Consider the following 18,122-nt stretch of genomic DNA (forward strand, 5'->3'; position numbering starts at 1 on the left):
CTCGTAACGACGACCCACGCCCTACATCATCCGACACCAAGATCCTTTGAAGACACCGCCTAGGTGGTCGGCGACCATCGACAGTCAGCGCCCGTGTCGTGCCGTCTGCTGCGGCCCGCCTCCCGCAACGCCTGTTCAACCGGGGCGATTGTGGCCGCAGGCAACATCAGGCATTGACCGCCGGCTAGCAGCCGCGCCAACCCAGGCCCCGCGTTCGTGCTGGCGCTCGATGAAGCGCTGCTGTAAAAGCCTCCGCTCACAGCGTTATCGGCGGCAGATCAGTGCATCGCCCTACTAAATCTGACCGATGCGCAGTGGGAGATTATCGAGCTGATGCTGCCGCAGCAGCCAGCCGCCCGGGCGCATCGGCGATCGCCGACCCGGGCGGCCCCACCACCCCCGTAGCAGAGCAACGATCGCCACCACAGAGGCCCGCCAGACCCACCGACCTAACCGGCGTTAGCCTAACGCCGGTTACGCCGCTTCCACTGCGCGACGAGCGGAGACGCGGCCGCATGAACGTCCTTGACGCCGCCGATGACCACCAAAGCCACGTCCACGTATCGCCTGTAGTCCTGGCCCGCCTGCTCAACCCTGTCGACGGTTCGGCGCTTGTTCGAGTCCTGGTGGCTCATCGGAAACTTCCTCACTTGTTGTGGGTGGCTGCGTCGGACGCACGGATCGAGCGGCGCCCCGTGTTACGGTTTTCGAGCTTATCCGTGTTGCCGGTGAAAAGGTATCACCAGCACGGTTCACAAGGAAGGCGTGTTGCCGTGAAATCCGGATCGAGTTCGGCGGTGGCGTTCGGCCGCGTGCTGCAGGCCGTGCGCAAGCACCTGTCGAAGAATCAGGCCGATGTCGCCAGCTCCTTCGACCCCAAGCTCTCCGTGGCCGCCGTCTCCATGGCCGAGAGTGGCAACCGCCCACCCAAGACCGAGGCGATCGTCCGGGGCTACGCCGCCGCCCTGGAACTCGACGAGGATGCGCTGCTCGATCTTTGGTGGGCGATGCAGGGGATGGTCGCACTGGAGAGCAGGGCCGAGGAGCGCGTGGTCAAGCAGTGGTGGCGCGAGCTGAGGCCGGGTTTCGACGCCGAACTCGACCTTCACCGCGCCGAAACCGCCGCCAAGGCGAAGTGGACTCCGAACGACGACTATTACGCGCCTTCGGCGGCCCTGTTCGCCCTCGCCGACGCGATCTGCGGGATCCTGGCGCGCATGCTGGGCGAATCATGGAAGGTTCGCTATAAAGCCGAGATCGGCCTCCGGGAGCCCTCCGACGGCTACCTCGCAGTGGTCAACATCGAGCTGCGGGCACAGGTTTCGGACGGATCTCTGGAGACGATGGCCACCTTCGCGTGCCCTGAGCCCGTGACACGGCCCTTCCCGACCGAACTGATGAGGGCAAAGCCTCAGGGAGGCTCCTCTCTAGAGGTCGGATGGATCCTCAATGCGCTGATGGCGATGCCCGCCCGCGAACGAGCGGCCGTCGCCGGGTTCATCTACGGTCTGCGAGAGGGTTCCAGCCTCTACGGAGCCGGCGAAGACAAGTAACGGCGCCACCGACCACGAATCAAGGCCGTGGCTCAGCAGTCGGCGTAGGCCACCGAGTTCCAAACCTGGCCCGCATATGCGCACGCCGTCGGCCAGCAGCCCGCAGGCGAGGGAGAGCACCGCGACGCTGACGCCGGTCCGCCAGGCGGGGTCCTCGGCGGGCAGCGTGATCCACCACACGATGAGCAGTGCGGCGCCGGCAGCGAGCCGCAGCAGCGAACTTTCCACGTGTTCTCCCCAGGCGAGACGCGGCGAGCCCCTCCGCACCCGACGCTCGGTTGAGCTGAGAGCACCGATGAGACGGCGAAGGTCCGGCACCCGCCTGCGGGCACCGGACCTTTGCCTCGCGCTAGCCGCGCTCGGTCACCGTCGTGTTCGGGTGACGCGCGGCCGTCGCGTTGGTGACGAACCGACCCGTGACCTGCGGTGCAACCTGCTTAGCGGCGCCGGCGGTTCTTCTTTCCCCGTTTGCCGCGCAACTGCCTGGTGCTGCGTCGTGCACTCGGAGGAACCTTGTTGAAGGTGGCCGCGAGGCTTCGCAGCGGGGTGACCTCGATGGCGGCGTCTCGGTCGGCAGTCCGACGTTGAGGCTCGCCGCGGTAGCGAGACCCGCTCAGCGACCCGTCGGTCTCGTACAGCAGCAGCATCGACCGGCTCGACCGGGTCTGGTACTGCTTCGCGTCTATGTACCCAGGGAGGTGGTCGATGCTCGCCCCTTCAGGCACGGCCGCCGCAGTAAGCAGCCAGGGCCCGGCACTGGTGGTGCCGTGAGTGGTCACGCTGCGCTCGATGTCGCCGCCACGCGCCTGGTGGCACTGCTCCTCCAGCTTTTTCCCGATGTCGCGTTGCGCGCTCTCACTCAGACCGACCAGGTCGGCGCCAAACCGAAGCCACCCGGGTGATTTGGCCGACTCGCTCGCCGCCAGGTACTGCTCGACCCACGGCTCCTCCTGCCGGGTTGGCTTAGGTGCTTGGGTGTCTGAGAGACCTTCGCGGCTATAGAACCACGCATCCAGCGGATCAGTGAGAGTGCCGAGCCGTACGCGGGACTGCTCCTCGTAGCGGCGCATGTCGGACGCCTTGATGGGCCTGTCGATTGGGAGTTGGGCCGCGACGTCCCGCGGGTCGGGCTCGAAGTACATGCCTCCGGTGACGAACCACATGAACATGTCGAGTTCGTCGACGCCGTTCACCATGGTTGCGAGCTTCCGGCCGCGGCGACGCCGCAGGTACTCGAGGAACTGGGCGGAGTGGTCGATCGTGCGGCTGATGACGATCAGGTCGTGCATGCTCACGATCCACGGCACCTCGTCGGTATCGATGATGCCCTTGTGCGCGAGCTCGTTCATCGACAGCGACAGCGGGCCCATATCGTCAAGCATCACAATAATCGAATGGATTTCCCTGACCGACGCCAGGTCAATCCACTCACCGCCGACGCTCCACACCCCCTGGTTGGTGCGGATCAGGTTGGTTAACCGGTCCGCCTGCTCGTTGCCCTCCTTGAGGGTCTTCTGCAGGTCTGAGGCCAACCGCTTGGCGTTGCCGCCGCGGGCCTTTTCGGTGACGGACCCGGCCTTCACCTCTACGCACAAGGCGACACCATCGACGACGAACAGCAAGTCCGACTCGAACTCCCGGGTCTGGGCGCCCGTCCGGTCGGCGTCTTTGCCCAGGCTTGCCGTGTGGTCAATGGAGACCGGGCCGATGTACTTCTGCCCCTCCCAGCGGGGCTCGACTCCGGCAAGCAGCTTGCTGAGCGCGGCAGCCGCCTTCGACTCGGAGTACACGGCCCGCCGCCCGTCGTACTTCGACCACACCTTGCCTGCACTCCCGCGCTTTCCGGCGGCGGCCGCGGCGAGCCCACGCTCGATGTTACGGCGCAGTTCGTCTTCGCCCAGAAACCCGTTGAGGATGAGGTACTCGCCGTCGTCCGCGATGCACCCCCAGGGCACCACACGCTCCCCCTGCGCGAACCTGATGACCGGGTTAGCGTCACCATCCGCCGGCCGGGAGGTGCTGAAATACTCCAGGACTGCCTTCGCCGTCGACTCCTCGACTCCGGCACGGCCTGCGGCCTCGACGGCCGACACAGCCCCAAACAGCCGGCACTCGTTCACCATGAGATTCATGTCGCGCCGGAACGCGTCAGGATCGATGTCTTCGATGCCGGCACCCGACTGAGCGACGTCCCCGACGCGGTCGCGTGCACCGAAGAACCGCTCGTTTAGCAGGGCCACCGACGCCTCGCGCACCGCCCGGATGTCGTCGAGGGTGAACCCGAGGGTATTCACCATGACGGTGGCAACGGTTGGATCACCCAAGAGCCCGGTGTTCAGTTCCTTCGCGATCGACTCGTACTGCCGTCCGCGGACCGAGAGCTCGTACCCCATGAACTCGCCCGCGAGAGCGCCGAGCGGCTGATCCACACGCTGGCCCTGCAAGACGGCGCGCGTCTGGGCGGCCCTCACGATGTCGGCCGCCAGGCCTAGTACCTTCCCGAGGTTGGGCTGCCCCGAGTTTTCCCCAGTCAGCGGCTGCCGGGGCAACCCCATGCCTAGGAGCGTGAGTGCGATGACGTCCTGAGCGGCCTGAGAGTTCTCGACCTGGCTCTGGCTCTCTCGCACTTCGCTGAAGTCCCACGGCCCCGCCGCGAAACGAAGAAACGCGAGCGTGTCGAACGAGTCGTACCCATGCAGGCGCTTCTCAAGCGCAAGGCGAGCGGACGCGAGTGCCTCCCCGAGGTAAGTGAGGAGATCGTCAACATTGGACGCAGTCTGGGAGAGCTGCTGGAGATAGGTTGCGGCTCGGGTGAGGCTACCCGTCACGCCGGTGCCTACGACCTCCACCCGTCCATACTCGGAGTTCACGGCCCCAGTATGACGATCCCCACCGACATCGGATCCCATTAATTCCCGACGTCGTCGGGCTGGCTGGGATCCGAGCTTGACCGGCTCGGCGGTGACCGTCGGAACACCCTCACGGGGTGGGGAGGACATACTGGGTTGCATGGCTCGCTCGCAGAGACGGCCGGTTCAAACCTGGGTGATGCCAGCTGCAGTAAAACAGCCGACGTCCAGGCCGCGCCGACGGCGCGAGGGCATCCGCTCATCGGCAATAGAGTGCATCGCGAATCCGGGCGGAGCCGTCACCGCTGCTCATGCCGGTCACCGGTGAACTTCTTCGGGGTGCGGTGTGGTTGGTGGCTGCGGGGGCCGACCTCGACGAAGCCGAAGAGCCGTTCGATGAGCTGCAGCTCCTGGGTGCGGTAGCGGTCGGCGAAGCCGCGGCAGATCGCCGGCCTGGCCTCGGCATGACGGTAGTGGGGGAGCGTGTCGTGGCAGACGATGAAGGACTCCCAGCTGCGGGATTCGGCGACGAGGTCAGGCAGCCGCCGGCCGCGAGGGCACTGGTTCCAAGCTTGCTCCTCCTACTGGTCGGCAGGGGACCGCCGTCTCCGCGGCCCCCCGGTGTGGACGTGGCAACCGGCGGGCACGAGTCGGCTCGGGTCGCCCCTGGCCGGGCGCCGGACGGGTGCTGGCGCACTGCGCGGGCCAGCGACACCCCGCAGCCGTGGTGGCCCGGCGGCCGGTTGCAGTGATGGCCGCGGTTGTGCCCGGTGGCGGGGCCGCGCGGGCTGGTGTCGCGCTGCGCGCGGCGACGGCACCGGCCGCTGCTGTGGTGGTGTCGGTCAGACCGTCGTGAGTGGAACCAGCCGGCGAATCGGGTGGCCGCCACCCCGGCCAGCGGTGTGGGGATGCCGCTGTCGGGTTCGCCGGGGTGGCGACCGCGAGCAGTGACGCTCGACTTTCCGTATGGATCAAGTCGTCCGTCACTGGCTGGGGTAGGGGTGTTCGGCGGCGGTGGGGTCGAGGTCGCCGGGGTTGGCGTTGTCGCGTTCGCGTCCGTCCCACTCGATGTGCACGTCGAGTTCGGCGTTGGTGAGTGCGTTCTCGACGGCGGCTTCGGCGGTGTCGAAGGCGTCTTCGCGGCTGGTCGCGGTGACCTCGATGAGGATGGGTAGGGCGAGGCGGACCTGCCAGCGGCGCGGCAGCAGCGGCAGGTCCACGGCGTGCAGGACCCGGTTGGCGGCGTCGACGTCGATGTCGTGCTCGGCGACGGCGTCGCGCAGCGCAGTCCAGACGTGAGCACCGAGCTGCGCCGACCGGTCGGTGAGCTCGACCGCTGGCGGCTGTGGCTGCGCGACGGGCTGGTGATCGCGCAGGTAGGCCTGGACCTGGGCGGCGGTGTGGGTGAGCCATCCCAGCGGGGCGGGCTGGGTGGGGTGGAAGGCGTCCCAGGCGTGGCGCAGGACGGATTCCAGGGTCGGCGGTGGTGCGCTGGTCGCCGTCTGTTCGGTCATCCGGTTACCTCATATCTCGGGTAGGCGCCGGCCCCGCTGCCTGTCCTCGGCGGCGGGGCACAGCGCGACGGTGTCCCGGTCAGGGCGTGGTCGTGGTGGCGCCGTCGGGCTGGCCGGCAGCGGCGCTGGTGACGTCGCAGGTCGTGACAAGCGCGATGTCGGTGCTGATGAGGGCCTGGCAGGTGCGCCGCAGCGCTGCGGTGGCCCTGTCGCGTTGGGCGAGGGCGGTGGTGAGGGCATCGGCGACCCGGTCGAGGCGTTCGCGCAGGGACAAGACCGTGTCTGCGCCTGCGCTGGCGTGGACGTCGCAGAGCAGGTTCGCGGCGTCGTTCAGGGCGGTGATCTGCGCCTGGGTGGCGGCGATGGTGGCGGCCTGTGACAGCAGCGCGCACACCTCGTCGGGCTGCTGCGCGCAGGCTTGGGCGAGCTCCTGCAGGGCGAGGGTGTAGCCCTGGTGTTGCAGGAGTCGGTGCAGGACGTCGAGGTGAGGGTCAGACATCGGTGTTCCTTAGGAAGAGGGGGGTGGATTCAGGGCGTGTGCGGGCCGGGGTTGGGGTCACCGGTCGAGCACGGACGGGGGCAGTCCGGCGCGTAGGGCTTGGTCGATGAGCTGCGCGAGGGTGTAGTTGGGGTCGGCGGTCAGGGCCCGGTCGAGGGCGACGGAGGCGAGGGCGCCTTCGCCGCGGCGCCAGGCGGCGAAGGCGAGCAGGGTGGCGGGTGGGGCGGCGAGGGGTGGGTGGACGCGGCGGGTGATGTCGGCCCATAGGGCGGTGTGCCAGGGCAGCGAGTCGGTGGCCAGCCAGGCGGCGTCGCGGACGGCGGGGATGGGTAGCAGAACGGTGAGCCAGGCCATCTCGTCGTCGGTGAGGACCTGCTCGTCGGCGTAGCGGGCGAACGCGGCGCGGACCGCCTCTTCGCCTGCCCCGATCAGCCCGTCGGGGCCTTCGCTTCGGAGGAGAGCGCGGCGGCGGGCGCGGGCTCGTGCGGTGGCGCGGGCGATCGTGGCGCGGGCGCGTCCGGTGGCGGGGGCGATGCTGGCGACGAGGGCCGCCCGGTCGGGTAGGGCGTGGCAGCCGGCGACGATCGCGTGCATGGTCACGTTGCTGCGGTGGGGGTCGAAGGGCACCCCGTCGGCGGGGCAGCAGGCGGGTTCGGAGCACAGGTAGGAGAAGTAGCGGCCGTCGGTGACGCGCAGGGCGTCGAGCACGTCGATGCCGGCGGCGGTCAGCCGGGGGATGACGGTGTCCATGACCGGGGTGACGGCGGCGGCGGGCCCGTACCCGATGGTGATGGCGCGGGTGGCTGCCGCGTTGACCAGCAGGCGCAGCTGCGCCGGCTCGATCTGCTCGGCCCACTCGGTGACGTCGCCGGGTGCGGGCAGGTCGGTGCGGCTGGCGACGACGACGCGGGGGCCGGTGAGGCCGACGAGCACGAGGCTGTCGGTGGGGTGGAAGCCGAGCAGGTAGGGCACGGCGGTGAGCAGGTCGGCGGGTGAGGCGAGCGGTAGGCGATCGTTCGAGTGGCTCACGGTCGTCTCCTGAGGTGTCGATGTGAGTCCCGGGCACGGCCGACCGGCCGTGCCCGGGAGCGCGCTGAGGTGCGCAGGGGGCCGGGCAAGCGGCCAGTAGGCGGTTCAGGAACGCCCCCCTCGTGTGCCGCTCACCGCGGTGCGGGTCCACCTGAGGTGGGGCGCGACGGCGGGATACTGCGGCAGGGGAGGGGTCGGGGCAGCGGCCGTTAGGCGCGTTCGAGGGCGGTGACGGCGGCGTCGGCGATGTGGCCGATGGCCTGCACCGGGTCGGTGACCAGAACGGTGGTGGTGTCGGTGAAGGTGTGCCCGCCCAGGTCGGCGGGGCGCAGCCACATCACCGCGCATCCGGCGCGGTGCAGGGTGCTGATGAGCCGCTGCGTTGCCGGGATGTCGTCGAGGTCACCGTCGGAGACGACCGCGAGCATCCGCAGCCGGCCCGGCTGACGCAGCTGCAGCAGTTCGTCGGCGAGCTTCACCGCGTCGCCGAAGGTGCTGCTGCCGCCGAACGTGTTCATCTCCTGCACGTGGGTGGGGCGTTGCCGGGGGCCGATGAGCAGGGTGACGTCGCTGCCGAACGCGATCGTGGTGGTGATCGCGTCGCTGGCGCGGGCGGCGTGGGCGAGGATCCACCCGGCCGACGACATCGGTGCCGCGTACGGGTGCATGGAGAAGGACACGTCGACGATGACGCCCAGGTGCAGCGTCGGCTTCGGCGGTGGAAGGTGTGTGCGGCGCTGCCAGGGTGTGGCGGTGGGGATGGCACCGGCGGCGATCTGCGCCTGGGCGGTGATCGCGTGGCGGGTCCGCAGCCGGCCCGGCGGGATGAGGCTGGGCCGGCTGTCGGGCTCAGGCTGGTGGGTGCGGGCGTGGCGCAGCCGGGCGGCGAGGTGGCGGGCGGCGGCGCGTTCGGCGTCGGTGGGATCGCGGCGCGTCCACGTGGCGGGCGCGCAGAACCGGCCGCTGATCCGCTCAGCCCGAAACTGGGCGGGGGTGAGGCCGGCGGCGTGGGCGAGGTAGTCGGTCAGCGCCTGGGCGAGCCGGCCGGCGAACATGCCCGGATCCGGTTGCGGCGGCTGTGCTTGCTGCTGAGGGTCGATGCCGAGGATGCGGCACCACCGCCACGCCAGGTCGAGCATGCCGCCGGCGTCGGTGTCGTCGATGCTGTGGGCCTGGCGCCACACCTCGCGTAGCTGCTTGAGGATTGTGCGGCCGAGGATCGCGGTGATGGCCGCGCGGACACCGCGGGTGTCCTTGGCGGTGATGATGCGCGCGTCGACCCGGGCGAGGAGCAGCCCGGCGAGGTGCGCGGCGTGCCACGGGTCGTCGACGGGCGCGTCGTCGGGGCTGATCAGGGTGCTGACGGTGTGGCGCAGCCACCGCCGGTCGCCGCGTCTTCTCGTGCGCTGCTGGTGCTCGATGCGGGATTCTTCGAGGAGTTCGGCGACGGCGGCGACGACGGGTGCGGTGCCGGGCGGGGTGCGCCATTGGCTGTGTGCGGCGTGGGCTGCTTCGTGGACGAGCAGCCCGTAGGCGGTGGGAACGAGGCGTTTGTGCCCGGCGCGTCGAGGGTTGGCGACGTCCGGGGTGCCGATGTGGGTGGCGTCGACTTCGATGCGGCGCTGGTCGGGGTAGAAGCAGGCGGGGGCGCCGCCGCCCGCGCCGGGGGCGACGGTGACGGTCAGGTCGGTGCGGCCGGTCAGGACGGGGATGTGCCGGGTCCAGGCGTGGCTCCACTGCTGCCAGTCCGGGTCGCCGACGCCGGGTTTCGCGGCGCCCGTCTGCAGGTGGGTTCGGGGATGGGGCATGAATTGCTCCTTTCAGCGTTGCTTGCCGAGGGTCAGCGCGGTGATCTCGGTGCCGAAGTGCTGCCGCAGGGCGGCGGTGACCGTCTCGCGGTCGTGCTCGGGGGCGCGGCCGGCGAGGTTCGCCACCGCTGCGGGCAGGCCGAGGGTCTTGCGGACGCGGGTGAAGCCGAGCAGCTCGCGCAGCTGCGGCGCCCAGCTGACGCGTCCGGCGGCCAGGTCGGCGTTCAGCGCCATGGCGGCTTGCACGGCGGGGGTGGGCACGCCGAGGTGGCGGGCGAGGTCCCAGTCGGTGGTGACCTCGATGTGCACGTCGAAGCGGGACGCGAGCGCCTCGGTGAGGATCGCGCCGTGCACGCCGGGGTTGTGCCCGGCGATGACGTAGAACCCGTCGCTGGCTTCGACGCGTTCGTTGCGGTAGCCGGGGATCGTGATGACCCGGCGGCCGTCCATCGCGGGGTAGAGCACGGCGAGGACCTTCGGGGCGATGAGGGTGGCGTCGTCGACCAGCAGGGCTCGGCCTTCGCGCATCGCGGTGACGAGGGGGCCGTAGACGAACTCGTAGCCGCCGTCCGGCAGGGGGATGAAGTTGCCGAGGAAGTCCTCCACGACGGTGTCCCCGGTCCCGGCGACGGTGAGCAGGTCCGGGAAGGCGGCCTCGACGAGGGCGGTCTTGCCGGTGCCCGGCGGGCCGTAGAGCAGCACCGGGATGCGCTTGTCGCGCAGGCGGCGCAGCACGTCCACGTCCGTGGCGCCGGCGAGCTTGCGCGGGAAGTACAGGTCGCCGTTGGGGCGGGCGACCGGTTGCCGCCGCCCCGACCGGCCGCCTCTACTGGCGGCGGTGCGCGGGGCGGGCGGCGGCATACTTCCGGCGGCGTCGATGCCGGCCTTCGTGATCTGGAACCGGTGCGGGCCGGTGTAGTGGCTGGCGTAGCCAGCGGCGGCCATCTTCTTCAACGCCTCGAACACCGCGCCGGTGGAGCGGGCGGAGATGGCGGTGGTGATCTGGCCGACCTTCAGCCACTGGTCCGGCTGGCTGGCGAGGTAGGCGGCCACCTGCCGGTACAGGTAGCCAGGCCGGCGGTCACCATCCGGGTCGCCAGCGGCGGGATCGGTAGTGGCGGGCGGGATTGCAGGGTCCATGCGGGCCTCCTGTCGTAGGGGTCGCGCCCGCGCTCCGTCTCCGGGTGCGCGAGCGGTGCTGCGGTATCCGCGCGGCGGAGACGGACGGTTGGCGGGTCGAGCCCTGTGGCAGGGACGGCCGGCAACTTCCGTGAGGTGGTCAGGACACAGCCCGAGGGCTGCCGGTCAGTGGTGTCGCTGCCACCGGGCGGGGTGGGCGACGACAAGGAACGCACCCGCCCGCGAATCGATCAAGTCGACCGGGCCCGGGGTGCGCGGAGGGGTTAGCGGCGGCGGAGGGTGACCCCGCTGCGGGGCCGGCGGGAGACCTGCACGGTCAGGCCGAACACGCTGCCGTCGGACAGTTCCAGCCACACACCCCGGTTGAGTGTCATCACCCCGGCGTCGCGGTAGACGCGGGCCGAGGTGATGGTCACCGGGGTGCCGTCGTCGTGGGTGAGCTGGGGCAGCTCGGCGTCGTCGCACAGCTGGTCCAGGTCCTCGCCGGTGAGCAGGTGCCGCACCAGGGCCTGCAGGATGTCCTCGTGGTCGTATTCGCCGAACTCGTCGTCGCCGTTGTCGAGCATGCTCGTGGGTCCTTTCATGAGTCAGGCAGGTCGTTGCGGGACTGAGGTTGCGGCTCGGGTGTCGGCCGGCCGGGCGGATCGGGGATGTCGCCGGCGATCCGGTCGCAGTCGTAGGGGTGCACGGCGATCCAGGTCCACGCGCGGCCCATGACCGTGTACCGGCCGTTGACGTCCGGGGCGAGGCGCTCGACGGCGTCCGGGTCACCGTGCACCCGGGTCTCGTCGGCGACGATGACCTCCCCGTCGAACCGCAACTGGGCGAAGGACTCGTCGACGCTGCGGTCTGCCCGGTCGCCGGTGACGCCCTGCGCGGCGAGTTGTTGCCGGTAGCGGTCGCGGGCGGCCTGCTGGTTGGCGACGATCGCCTCGGCGACCTCGCGGGTGCAGGTGAACACCGCCCACCCGTTCCACAGATCGACCAAGGTGCCGACGAACCCGACCGGGATACGCAGGTCGCCGTCGGCGTTCGGCGCCCACGCCCAGTCCCCGGCGAACACGCCCGGCCCGCCCGGGCGCACCCGGTCGGGATGCAGGTGGCTGAGGTCCCGCTCATCGCCGCTGGGGTGCAGGACCATCCGGCACTGCCGGGCGGCCTCGGCTTCGGCGGCGTCGTCGAAGCCGTCGCACCACGCCCACCGAGCCTGGTCACACTGGCGCGCGGTCAGGGCCTCCCACGGCGGTGCCCTGTCCGGAGCGTGCTCGGCGTACCGGTCGGAGTCCTCGGCGAGGACGTGCCGGTCGGCGGCGGGCAGCCCGTCGATGATCGGCGGGTCGATCTCGTCGATGCCGGCCAGGATCTGACGCGCGGCCTCCGATGCGTCGCCGCTGGCCCGGCCGCCGAGGACGTGCTGCGCCCACCACCCCGCCGCGTCCCGCCCGGCTGCGGCGCCGGCGGCGCGCAGCGCGTCGAGGACCTGCTGCCAGGCGGCATCCGGCCCGGCCTGGCCACTACGGCGGACCCGATCGCCGGCGTCGAGACACATCGACAGTCGCGAGCCGCTGTCCCAGTCCACCTCCAGGATCCGCTGATCCGGCAGATACCGACGGACGGTGCCCTGATCACCAGGACGCAGCAGGGTGAACGGATCGGTGCTGTCTTCGAGCGCGACGCGCTCGCCCGGCCGGTACGTCATGACGCCGACCTGTCCGCCGCTGGCGCGGCTGTGCTGGCGACGATGGAGCTGGAGTAGCGCATGGTGAACCTCCGTGTCGAGTGGAAAGGGATTCGTCGCCAACCAGCAGGGAACTACCTTCGGCGGCGGGCCGGAGCAGGCAGCACGGGTGTCTGTGCCGGCGGTGAGGCGACTTGGCCGAGTGCCTGTATGCGGACTTGGTTGCATTCCAGGACCGGTGAAAGATGGCATCGAGCTGACCGGGCCGATCCGCCCGGCTTCGGGAGGCGATACGAAGATCGGCCCGCCGTTCAGCGGCCGGTCGATCTCGGTGACCTATTCGAGGCGCGCGCGGATTCGAGCTCGCCGTTGCCGATCTCGTTCAGCACACTGAGGCTGTGAATCGCTTGGTAGACATGGCGAATCAATTGGTCCGCATCGGCGGTGTCGTCGGAGTGTGCCTCGGTGGTAGCCGGGCGAGGGGGATGCACGCCCCTGACTCCGACTATGATCTTGGCCTGTACTACCGGCATCCCCTGGATACCGCCGCTCTGCGCCTGCTAGCCGCTGAGCTGGCCGGCAGCTCGGTCGAGGTGACCGAGCCGGGCGGCTGGGGACCTTGGGTCGACGGCGGCGCCTGGCTGAGCCTGGACGGTCTCCAGGTGGATTGGATCTACCGCGACTTGGACCGCGTGCACCGCATCTGGCAGGAGTGCCAAGCCGGCCACTTCGAGGTGGGAATTCAGGCTGGCCACCCGCTCGGGGTGTACTCGCACGCCTACGTTGGCGAGCTGGCGCTGGGACAGGTCCTCGCCGACCCGAGTCGGGAACTGGTGGTGTTGCAGCAGCAGACTCGCCGCTACCCGCAAGCGCTACGTGGGGCGTTGATCGCCAACGCGCAGTGGGCGGTGCCGTTCACCTTGTCCGGAGCCCGCAAGGGAGCATCTCGCGGTGACGCCTTCTACGTCGCCGGTTGCCTTTTCCGGGCCGTAGGCCTCCTTGCTCACGCGCTGCATGCCCAGGCCGGACGTTGGCTTCTCAATGAGAAGGGGGCGGTGCAGGCCACCGGCGCTCTTCCTATCGCGCCCGCGAACTTCGCCGCCCGTGCCCACGCGTTGCTCGGCGCGCTCGGCACTACGCCAGATTCCCTCCGCGCACGACTCGACGACGCGGAAGCACTGGCCGGCGATGTGTGGGAGAGGATCTCAAGCTGAACCAACCGCCGCATGCAGCCCTCCTCCGGGCAGGGCAGGTAGTGGGCGTTGTGACATGAAACTGACCACGAGGGCCGGCGGGACTTCAAGGCCTCGCCGTCCGCTGCCCAGCGCTGCTGGAACGATGTGCCCGCGCAGTGATGGTGCAGGTTCTCGGCGATCTTGTCAGCCCTCATGCCGCTGACCCGGGCTTCGCGATGTGTTCTCAGCTTTTCTCGGCCGCTATTTCTCATTGATCTGCCGGTTTCTTGATGATCATGATGTCAAGAAGCTGCATGCGGATCCGACCGCGACTCCACTCCGGTGCGTCTCGTCAGTGGGGTCTGCTTGACTGGGCCGATGCGGCCCGAGGAAGTTCACGGCATTTCGGCGGCGTTGGGCAGCGCGGTGGTGGCGACGAAGAGCTTGACCGGCGGGTTCTCTCACGAAACGTGTCTGCTCACGCTGACCGACGGCCAGGTTGTTGCCAGGCTCGGCGGGCCGGATCCTGCGGTCGAGGCTGCGGTCATGGACGTGGCCCGTCGGTATGTTCCCGTCCCGGAGGTCCTGCTTGTCATGCCGCAGGCGGCAGTGAATGAGGGTGCCCGGCCGGTCATGGTCGTCGAATATGTGGCCGGGACGCTGCTCAGCGAGGTGCTCTCCGCGCCCGAGTTCGGCGAGACGGCTTTGGCTGAGCTCGGCGCCGAGGTGGGGCGTGTTGTGGCGGGCATCGGCGCGGCGACGTTCGATCGTCGAGGGTTTTTCGTGGACGAGGACCTCACTGTCCGCGTGGAACGCCCGTGGTCGCAGCAGTTGCCCGAGTTCGCCGTGGCCTGTATGACCACTACGCCTGAGTCCCGTCTGGACCGGGCCACCCAACAGGCCTGGGTGGAGCTGTGCGCCGCTCACGCCCCAGCGTTGATGGAAATCGATGATCACACTCGACTGGTGCACGCCGATATCAACCCTAAAAACATTCTGGTCACACGCACGCGCAGCGGCTGGCGCGTCGACGCCATCTTGGACTGGGAGTTCAGTTACTCGGGGTGCCCCTATGGCGACGCAGCGAACATGGCCCGGTTTGGTGCCGACTATCCTGCACGTTTCCTCGACGGCTTCCGCGCAGCCTTCGCCAATCATCAGCCTGTCGATGTCGTGGTCGCCGAGAACTGGGGCTATCTCGGGCGCGTGCTGGACATGTTCGCGCTCAGCGACTTGGCCACTCGGCCTGTCGGGCATCCCGTCGCAGATCAAGCAGCGGAGCAGATCCGGCGCTGGGTCGTGGAAGGTATGCCCCGATCCGTCTGAACCGCCGAGAGCCGCGGTACGAGCGCGAGGGGCACCCTAGAGTCATTCACGGGCGGTACCCCCGGGGCTAGTTGACGATGCGGCGGATTGCGGCAAGTTGTCCGCTCCACGCGGCCAGTCGGCTGATCTTGACGACGTCGCCGGTGTGCGGGGCCTGCACGATCAGGCCTTGCCCGAGGTACATGCCGACGTGGCCAGGCCGGCTGGTGCTGCCCCGGCTACCGGGGATGAACAACAGGTCTCCCGGGCGCAGGCCGCGGTAGTCGATGACCGGTGCTCCGGTGTGAACCTGTTCGCTGGTGGTGCGGGGGATGCTGATACCGGCGGCCCGGTAGGCCTGCTGCAGCAGCGAGGAGCAGTCGCACTGGTGCCGGGCAATGCCGGAATGGGCGGCGGTGCAGTCCCCGCCGAAGGTGTAGGGCGTGCCGAGCTGCGCGAGGGCCCACCCGATCGCGGTGGCCACCGGTTGCGGTGTGCCCGCCGGCAGGGTGAACCCGGACGGCAGCGGGACAGGTTCACCGCCGAACTGGCCGTCACCGCCGTCGGCCAGGCACAGCGGGTTGCTCATCGCCTGCTCCATGTCCTCGGCGACCGGGCCGGCTGGGGTGCCGCCGGTCAGGACGCGGACCAGGGCGATGGCGCCGTCCTCCCACTTGGCGTAGGCGCCGGGGTACGCGGAGCGCTGGACGGCCTGCGCCGCGTCGGTCAGCGGCATGCTCTGCCAGCCGTCGACGGCCAGTAGCGCGGTGTAGAACTGTCCGGCGGCGTAGCGGGGATCCCGCAGGTGCGCGGGGGTACCCCAGCCCTGCGAGGGGCGCTGCTGGAACAGCCCGACCGAGTCGCGGTCCCCGCCGGGCAGGTTCCGCAGCGTGGATTCCTGCATCGCGGTGGCCAGAGCGATCACCCAGCCGCGCGGCGGGACACCGCGTCCGGCGCCGACGGCGACGATGGTGGCCGCGTTACCGATCTGCTCGCTGCTGAACCCGCTGACCCCTTCGGTGGGTGGGGACACGCTGACGGTGGGCGGCAACGGCTGACCGTCGGGCCCGAGGGTGAGGTAGCAGGAGGCGGCGGCGCTGCCGCCGGTGAACAGGGCGCCGATGCCGCCGGCGCACAGCACGAGCAGGGCGAGCACACCGACGGCGACGGCGGCCAGGCCCCGGCCGCTCACCGCCGCAACCCGGGCACGGGTACGCAGCAATGAGGCGACGCCACAGCTCGGGGGACGGGTAAGACATGCGGCTGGGGGTTCGCAGGGACGCAGGCGTCGAGGTGGTAGCGGCCGGCGGCCTCCCCGTCGCCGGTGTGCACGGCGACGGAATGAGTGGCGGTGTCGATGAGGTAGATCCACGCCACGTCCAGGTGGACGGCCTGCGACAGGGGGAAGACGGTGACCGGCTCCGGCACTGCGGCCAGGCCGTCCGGGCCGGCGAGGGGCACGCCCACGTCCGGCACCCGGCCGGGCCCCTCCCAGGGGGAGGTGGGGTCGAGGTATTCCCAGTCGTGGGCCAGGACGGCGGCGACGAGAGCGTGGGTGTCCCGGCGGGCGTGGCCGGCCCAGATGCCGGCGAGGGCGGGGATGACGGCGGTGGGGTAGCCGTCGAAGAGCACGAACCGGGCCCGCACGACGTGCGGGCGGTGGGGGTCGGCGGCGCCGACATAGCAGCGGCTGGTCACGAGCATCTCCTTTGACAGCGCAGTCACGAGAGGGCGGAGCGGGCGTGCCCGCGGATGTCGGCCTGCCCAGCGGCGGCCCGTGGAAAGGCAGGGGACGGCCACGCACGCGGGTGGTGGCGCGGCCGTCCCCTCTGAAGCCCGGTGAGGGCCGGCTGTTGCTGGGTGCGGGCTGGAGGCCGGCGCTGGTGTGGCAGGTCCCAGGGTTGGGTCAGGTGGCCTGAGGCCAGCGGGTGACCCGCTGCACTCCGGTCGCGGCAGCCAGCGTGGTCAGGTAGTGGTGCCAGCTGGTGAGCCAGCGGGCGGGCAGGGTGGGGTCGAACTGCCGTGCGGTGACGTCGACGATTCGCCAGCCGGCCGGATCTGCGGCGGGTTCGGCGATAAGGACCGTGCGGTGGACGAAGCCAATGATGCGGGCCTGCTCGTCGGTCCAGCCCGCCACGCTGATGACCTGCGCGGGATAGCCGTGCTGCCGCAGCCGTCCGGCGGTGGCGGGCGCCCAGGTGAGACAGTCCCCATCGGCCGGCGTCGCCGGGACGGGCAGTGCCCGCACGAGGGTGGGCAGTGCCCGCGCGGTGACTTTCGGATGCAGTCGGTGGATCGCCCGCCTGGCCTTCGCGTCCGGGTCGTCGATGCCGGCCATGCCGTGTGCGGCGGCCGCGGCGCCGGAGTCGAACAGCGGCACCGGTGAGACATAGTCGCGGGTCGCGGTGACCTCATCCGGGTCCATGGCTTGCAGGGCGGCCAGCCGCAGGGCGAGGAGGTTGTCGGTGTCGTGGCAGCCGGCCCAGCCCGCGCACACCCGCCCGTCGGCCTGGTGACACAGGAACAGCCCCATGGGTTGCAGCGCCGTCGGCCGGTCGTAGTCGGGCAGCTTCTTGTACTCCGAGGCGTCCCACACCCCGGAGGGGACGTCGCGCCGGTACGGGCAGGTGCCGCACGGCGCCGTGGCCGGCCCGCGGACACCGGCCCGCCGGTCGTCCACCGGGCTCGCCGTGTCCGCGTCCGCGTCCGCTCGTGCTCCTGCCGGCTGCGGCCACGCAGCGGGCTTGGCCCGCCAGCCGAAGACCGGGTCGCTGATTTCCACGGACCCGCAGACGGCGCATCGGGCGTAGGTGTCGGCGCCGTGGCCCGCCATGGACGGCATCTCGTCCTGGACGACCTCGTCCACGGCCCCGCAGACGCGGCAGCGCAGCGACGCCCCGTCCGGGCCGGACGTCTCGAAGATCGGCTCCTGCTCGTCGCTGTCGCGCCGACGGTGCGGTTGGCTCATCGCTGGCTCCTTGCGGCGAGGCGGGCGGTAGCGGCGAGGAGGGCGGCCAGCCCGGGCCCGGCGGGGGTTGTGTGGGCAGCGTCGGGACCCTCGTGCACGGCCAGCGCGGGATGCTCCTCGCCGTACAGGTGGGTGAGCTGGTAGACGCGGCCGTCGGTGTCGACGGCGTCCACGCGGCGCACCCGCCGGGAGCGGCCGGCGGCGGTGAGGAGGTCGTCGTAGACGGCCGCCCAGGCCAGCAGGCGGGCCCCGGACCTGATGCCGATCAGCCCGATGATGGTGTCGAGGGTGACCTGATACGCCGTGGCGGCGTCGCGGTCCGGCTGGCCCAGCGCGGTGGCGAGGCGGTGCAGCAGCGCGGGCAGCCCGGCGGGGTCGGTGAGCAGGTCTTCGGGGTGCAGCGGGAACTCGACGCTGCGCACCGCGCGCAGCCTCGCCGGACCGTCGGGGTGCTGGGGCCGGTCGTGGAGCAGCAGCAGCAGCGTCGCGGGGCGACCCCAGCCCAGGACGTCGGCGTCAGCGTCGACGGCGAGTAGGCAGCCGGCGAGAGTGTGGACAGCGGGGATGGACAGCACAGTCGTCTCCCTTCACAAGGGGCGCAATG

Annotated in this window: 16 protein-coding genes; 3 read left to right on the top strand and 13 right to left on the bottom strand. The window is 70.5% G+C overall.

All coding sequences use genetic code 11. From position 1 onward, the window contains the following. Positions 1-464 precede the first annotated feature (464 nt). A complete protein-coding gene (locus tag V6U88_RS27785) occupies positions 465-635 on the bottom strand; it encodes a hypothetical protein (RefSeq protein ID WP_334457469.1) in 171 nt (56 codons plus the stop codon). A gap of 138 nt (positions 636-773) precedes the next feature. On the opposite strand from V6U88_RS27785, the gene V6U88_RS27790 reads away from it, so the two are divergent. After that, positions 774-1,553, top strand: a complete 780-nt coding sequence (locus V6U88_RS27790) for a helix-turn-helix domain-containing protein (RefSeq protein WP_334457471.1) — start codon at positions 774-776, stop codon at positions 1,551-1,553. A 437-nt stretch (positions 1,554-1,990) separates the two neighbouring features. On the opposite strand, the gene V6U88_RS27795 is transcribed toward V6U88_RS27790, so the two are convergent. From V6U88_RS27795 to V6U88_RS27830, 8 genes are all read right to left on the bottom strand, one after another. Beyond that, positions 1,991-4,423 carry a hypothetical protein gene (locus tag V6U88_RS27795; RefSeq protein ID WP_334457473.1) on the bottom strand — a complete coding sequence of 811 codons (2,433 nt, stop codon included), beginning with the start codon at positions 4,421-4,423 and terminating at the stop codon, positions 1,991-1,993. Between the two features lie 962 nt (positions 4,424-5,385). Continuing rightward, the gene (locus V6U88_RS27800; RefSeq protein WP_334457475.1) at positions 5,386-5,916 is read right to left on the bottom strand and encodes a hypothetical protein; all 531 of its coding nucleotides are present in this window, start codon (positions 5,914-5,916) and stop codon (positions 5,386-5,388) included. Positions 5,917-5,995: 79 nt separating this feature from the next. Then, positions 5,996-6,415 carry a hypothetical protein gene (locus V6U88_RS27805; RefSeq protein WP_334457477.1) on the bottom strand — a complete coding sequence of 140 codons (420 nt, stop codon included), beginning with the start codon at positions 6,413-6,415 and terminating at the stop codon, positions 5,996-5,998. A 57-nt stretch (positions 6,416-6,472) separates the two neighbouring features. Next, a complete protein-coding gene (locus V6U88_RS27810; protein ID WP_334457479.1) occupies positions 6,473-7,444 on the bottom strand; it encodes a DUF4192 domain-containing protein in 972 nt (323 codons plus the stop codon). Between the two features lie 209 nt (positions 7,445-7,653). Then, positions 7,654-9,252, bottom strand: coding sequence for a VWA domain-containing protein (locus V6U88_RS27815; RefSeq protein WP_334457480.1), 1,599 nt, complete (start codon positions 9,250-9,252; stop codon positions 7,654-7,656). Between the two features lie 12 nt (positions 9,253-9,264). Next, the gene (locus V6U88_RS27820; RefSeq protein ID WP_334457482.1) at positions 9,265-10,392 is read right to left on the bottom strand and encodes an AAA family ATPase; all 1,128 of its coding nucleotides are present in this window, start codon (positions 10,390-10,392) and stop codon (positions 9,265-9,267) included. A gap of 263 nt (positions 10,393-10,655) precedes the next feature. After that, positions 10,656-10,958, bottom strand: coding sequence for a hypothetical protein (locus tag V6U88_RS27825; protein WP_334457483.1), 303 nt, complete (start codon positions 10,956-10,958; stop codon positions 10,656-10,658). Between the two features lie 14 nt (positions 10,959-10,972). Next, positions 10,973-12,091, bottom strand: a complete 1,119-nt coding sequence (locus tag V6U88_RS27830) for a DUF4314 domain-containing protein (RefSeq protein ID WP_334457485.1) — start codon at positions 12,089-12,091, stop codon at positions 10,973-10,975. 377 nt (positions 12,092-12,468) lie between these two features. Between V6U88_RS27830 and V6U88_RS27835 the strand changes: the two genes are divergently transcribed. Then, entirely contained in the window at positions 12,469-13,284 is an 816-nt protein-coding gene (locus tag V6U88_RS27835; protein ID WP_334457487.1) for a nucleotidyltransferase domain-containing protein, read from the top strand. Positions 13,285-13,623: 339 nt separating this feature from the next. Beyond that, a complete protein-coding gene (locus V6U88_RS27840; protein ID WP_334457488.1) occupies positions 13,624-14,571 on the top strand; it encodes a phosphotransferase in 948 nt (315 codons plus the stop codon). Positions 14,572-14,638: 67 nt separating this feature from the next. Here the strand turns inward: V6U88_RS27840 and V6U88_RS27845 are convergent, their stop codons facing one another. From V6U88_RS27845 to V6U88_RS27860, 4 genes are all read right to left on the bottom strand, one after another. After that, positions 14,639-15,742, bottom strand: a complete 1,104-nt coding sequence (locus V6U88_RS27845) for a C40 family peptidase (RefSeq protein WP_334457490.1) — start codon at positions 15,740-15,742, stop codon at positions 14,639-14,641. Beyond that, positions 15,739-16,248, bottom strand: coding sequence for a hypothetical protein (locus V6U88_RS27850; protein ID WP_334457492.1), 510 nt, complete (start codon positions 16,246-16,248; stop codon positions 15,739-15,741). The genes V6U88_RS27845 and V6U88_RS27850 overlap by 4 nt, the downstream gene beginning before the upstream one ends. A gap of 208 nt (positions 16,249-16,456) precedes the next feature. Beyond that, a complete protein-coding gene (locus tag V6U88_RS27855) occupies positions 16,457-17,518 on the bottom strand; it encodes a DUF6283 family protein (RefSeq protein WP_334457494.1) in 1,062 nt (353 codons plus the stop codon). Beyond that, positions 17,515-18,093, bottom strand: a complete 579-nt coding sequence (locus V6U88_RS27860) for a hypothetical protein (protein WP_334457496.1) — start codon at positions 18,091-18,093, stop codon at positions 17,515-17,517. The genes V6U88_RS27855 and V6U88_RS27860 overlap by 4 nt, the downstream gene beginning before the upstream one ends. Positions 18,094-18,122: the final 29 nt, after the last annotated feature.

Origin of the sequence: Micromonospora sp. CPCC 205739 (assembly GCF_036906795.1) — a bacterium.
Taxonomy (GTDB): domain Bacteria; phylum Actinomycetota; class Actinomycetes; order Mycobacteriales; family Micromonosporaceae; genus Micromonospora.

Coding starts and splice junctions, on each gene's coding strand:
- V6U88_RS27785 (WP_334457469.1), bottom strand. CDS start 635: ATGAGCCACCAGGACTCGAACAAGCGCCGAACCGTCGACAGGGTTGAG.
- V6U88_RS27800 (WP_334457475.1), bottom strand. CDS start 5,916: ATGACCGAACAGACGGCGACCAGCGCACCACCGCCGACCCTGGAATCC.
- V6U88_RS27805 (WP_334457477.1), bottom strand. CDS start 6,415: ATGTCTGACCCTCACCTCGACGTCCTGCACCGACTCCTGCAACACCAG.
- V6U88_RS27815 (WP_334457480.1), bottom strand. CDS start 9,252: ATGCCCCATCCCCGAACCCACCTGCAGACGGGCGCCGCGAAACCCGGC.
- V6U88_RS27820 (WP_334457482.1), bottom strand. CDS start 10,392: ATGGACCCTGCAATCCCGCCCGCCACTACCGATCCCGCCGCTGGCGAC.
- V6U88_RS27825 (WP_334457483.1), bottom strand. CDS start 10,958: ATGCTCGACAACGGCGACGACGAGTTCGGCGAATACGACCACGAGGAC.
- V6U88_RS27830 (WP_334457485.1), bottom strand. CDS start 12,091: ATGACGTACCGGCCGGGCGAGCGCGTCGCGCTCGAAGACAGCACCGAT.
- V6U88_RS27840 (WP_334457488.1), top strand. CDS start 13,624: ATGCGGCCCGAGGAAGTTCACGGCATTTCGGCGGCGTTGGGCAGCGCG.
- V6U88_RS27855 (WP_334457494.1), bottom strand. CDS start 17,518: ATGAGCCAACCGCACCGTCGGCGCGACAGCGACGAGCAGGAGCCGATC.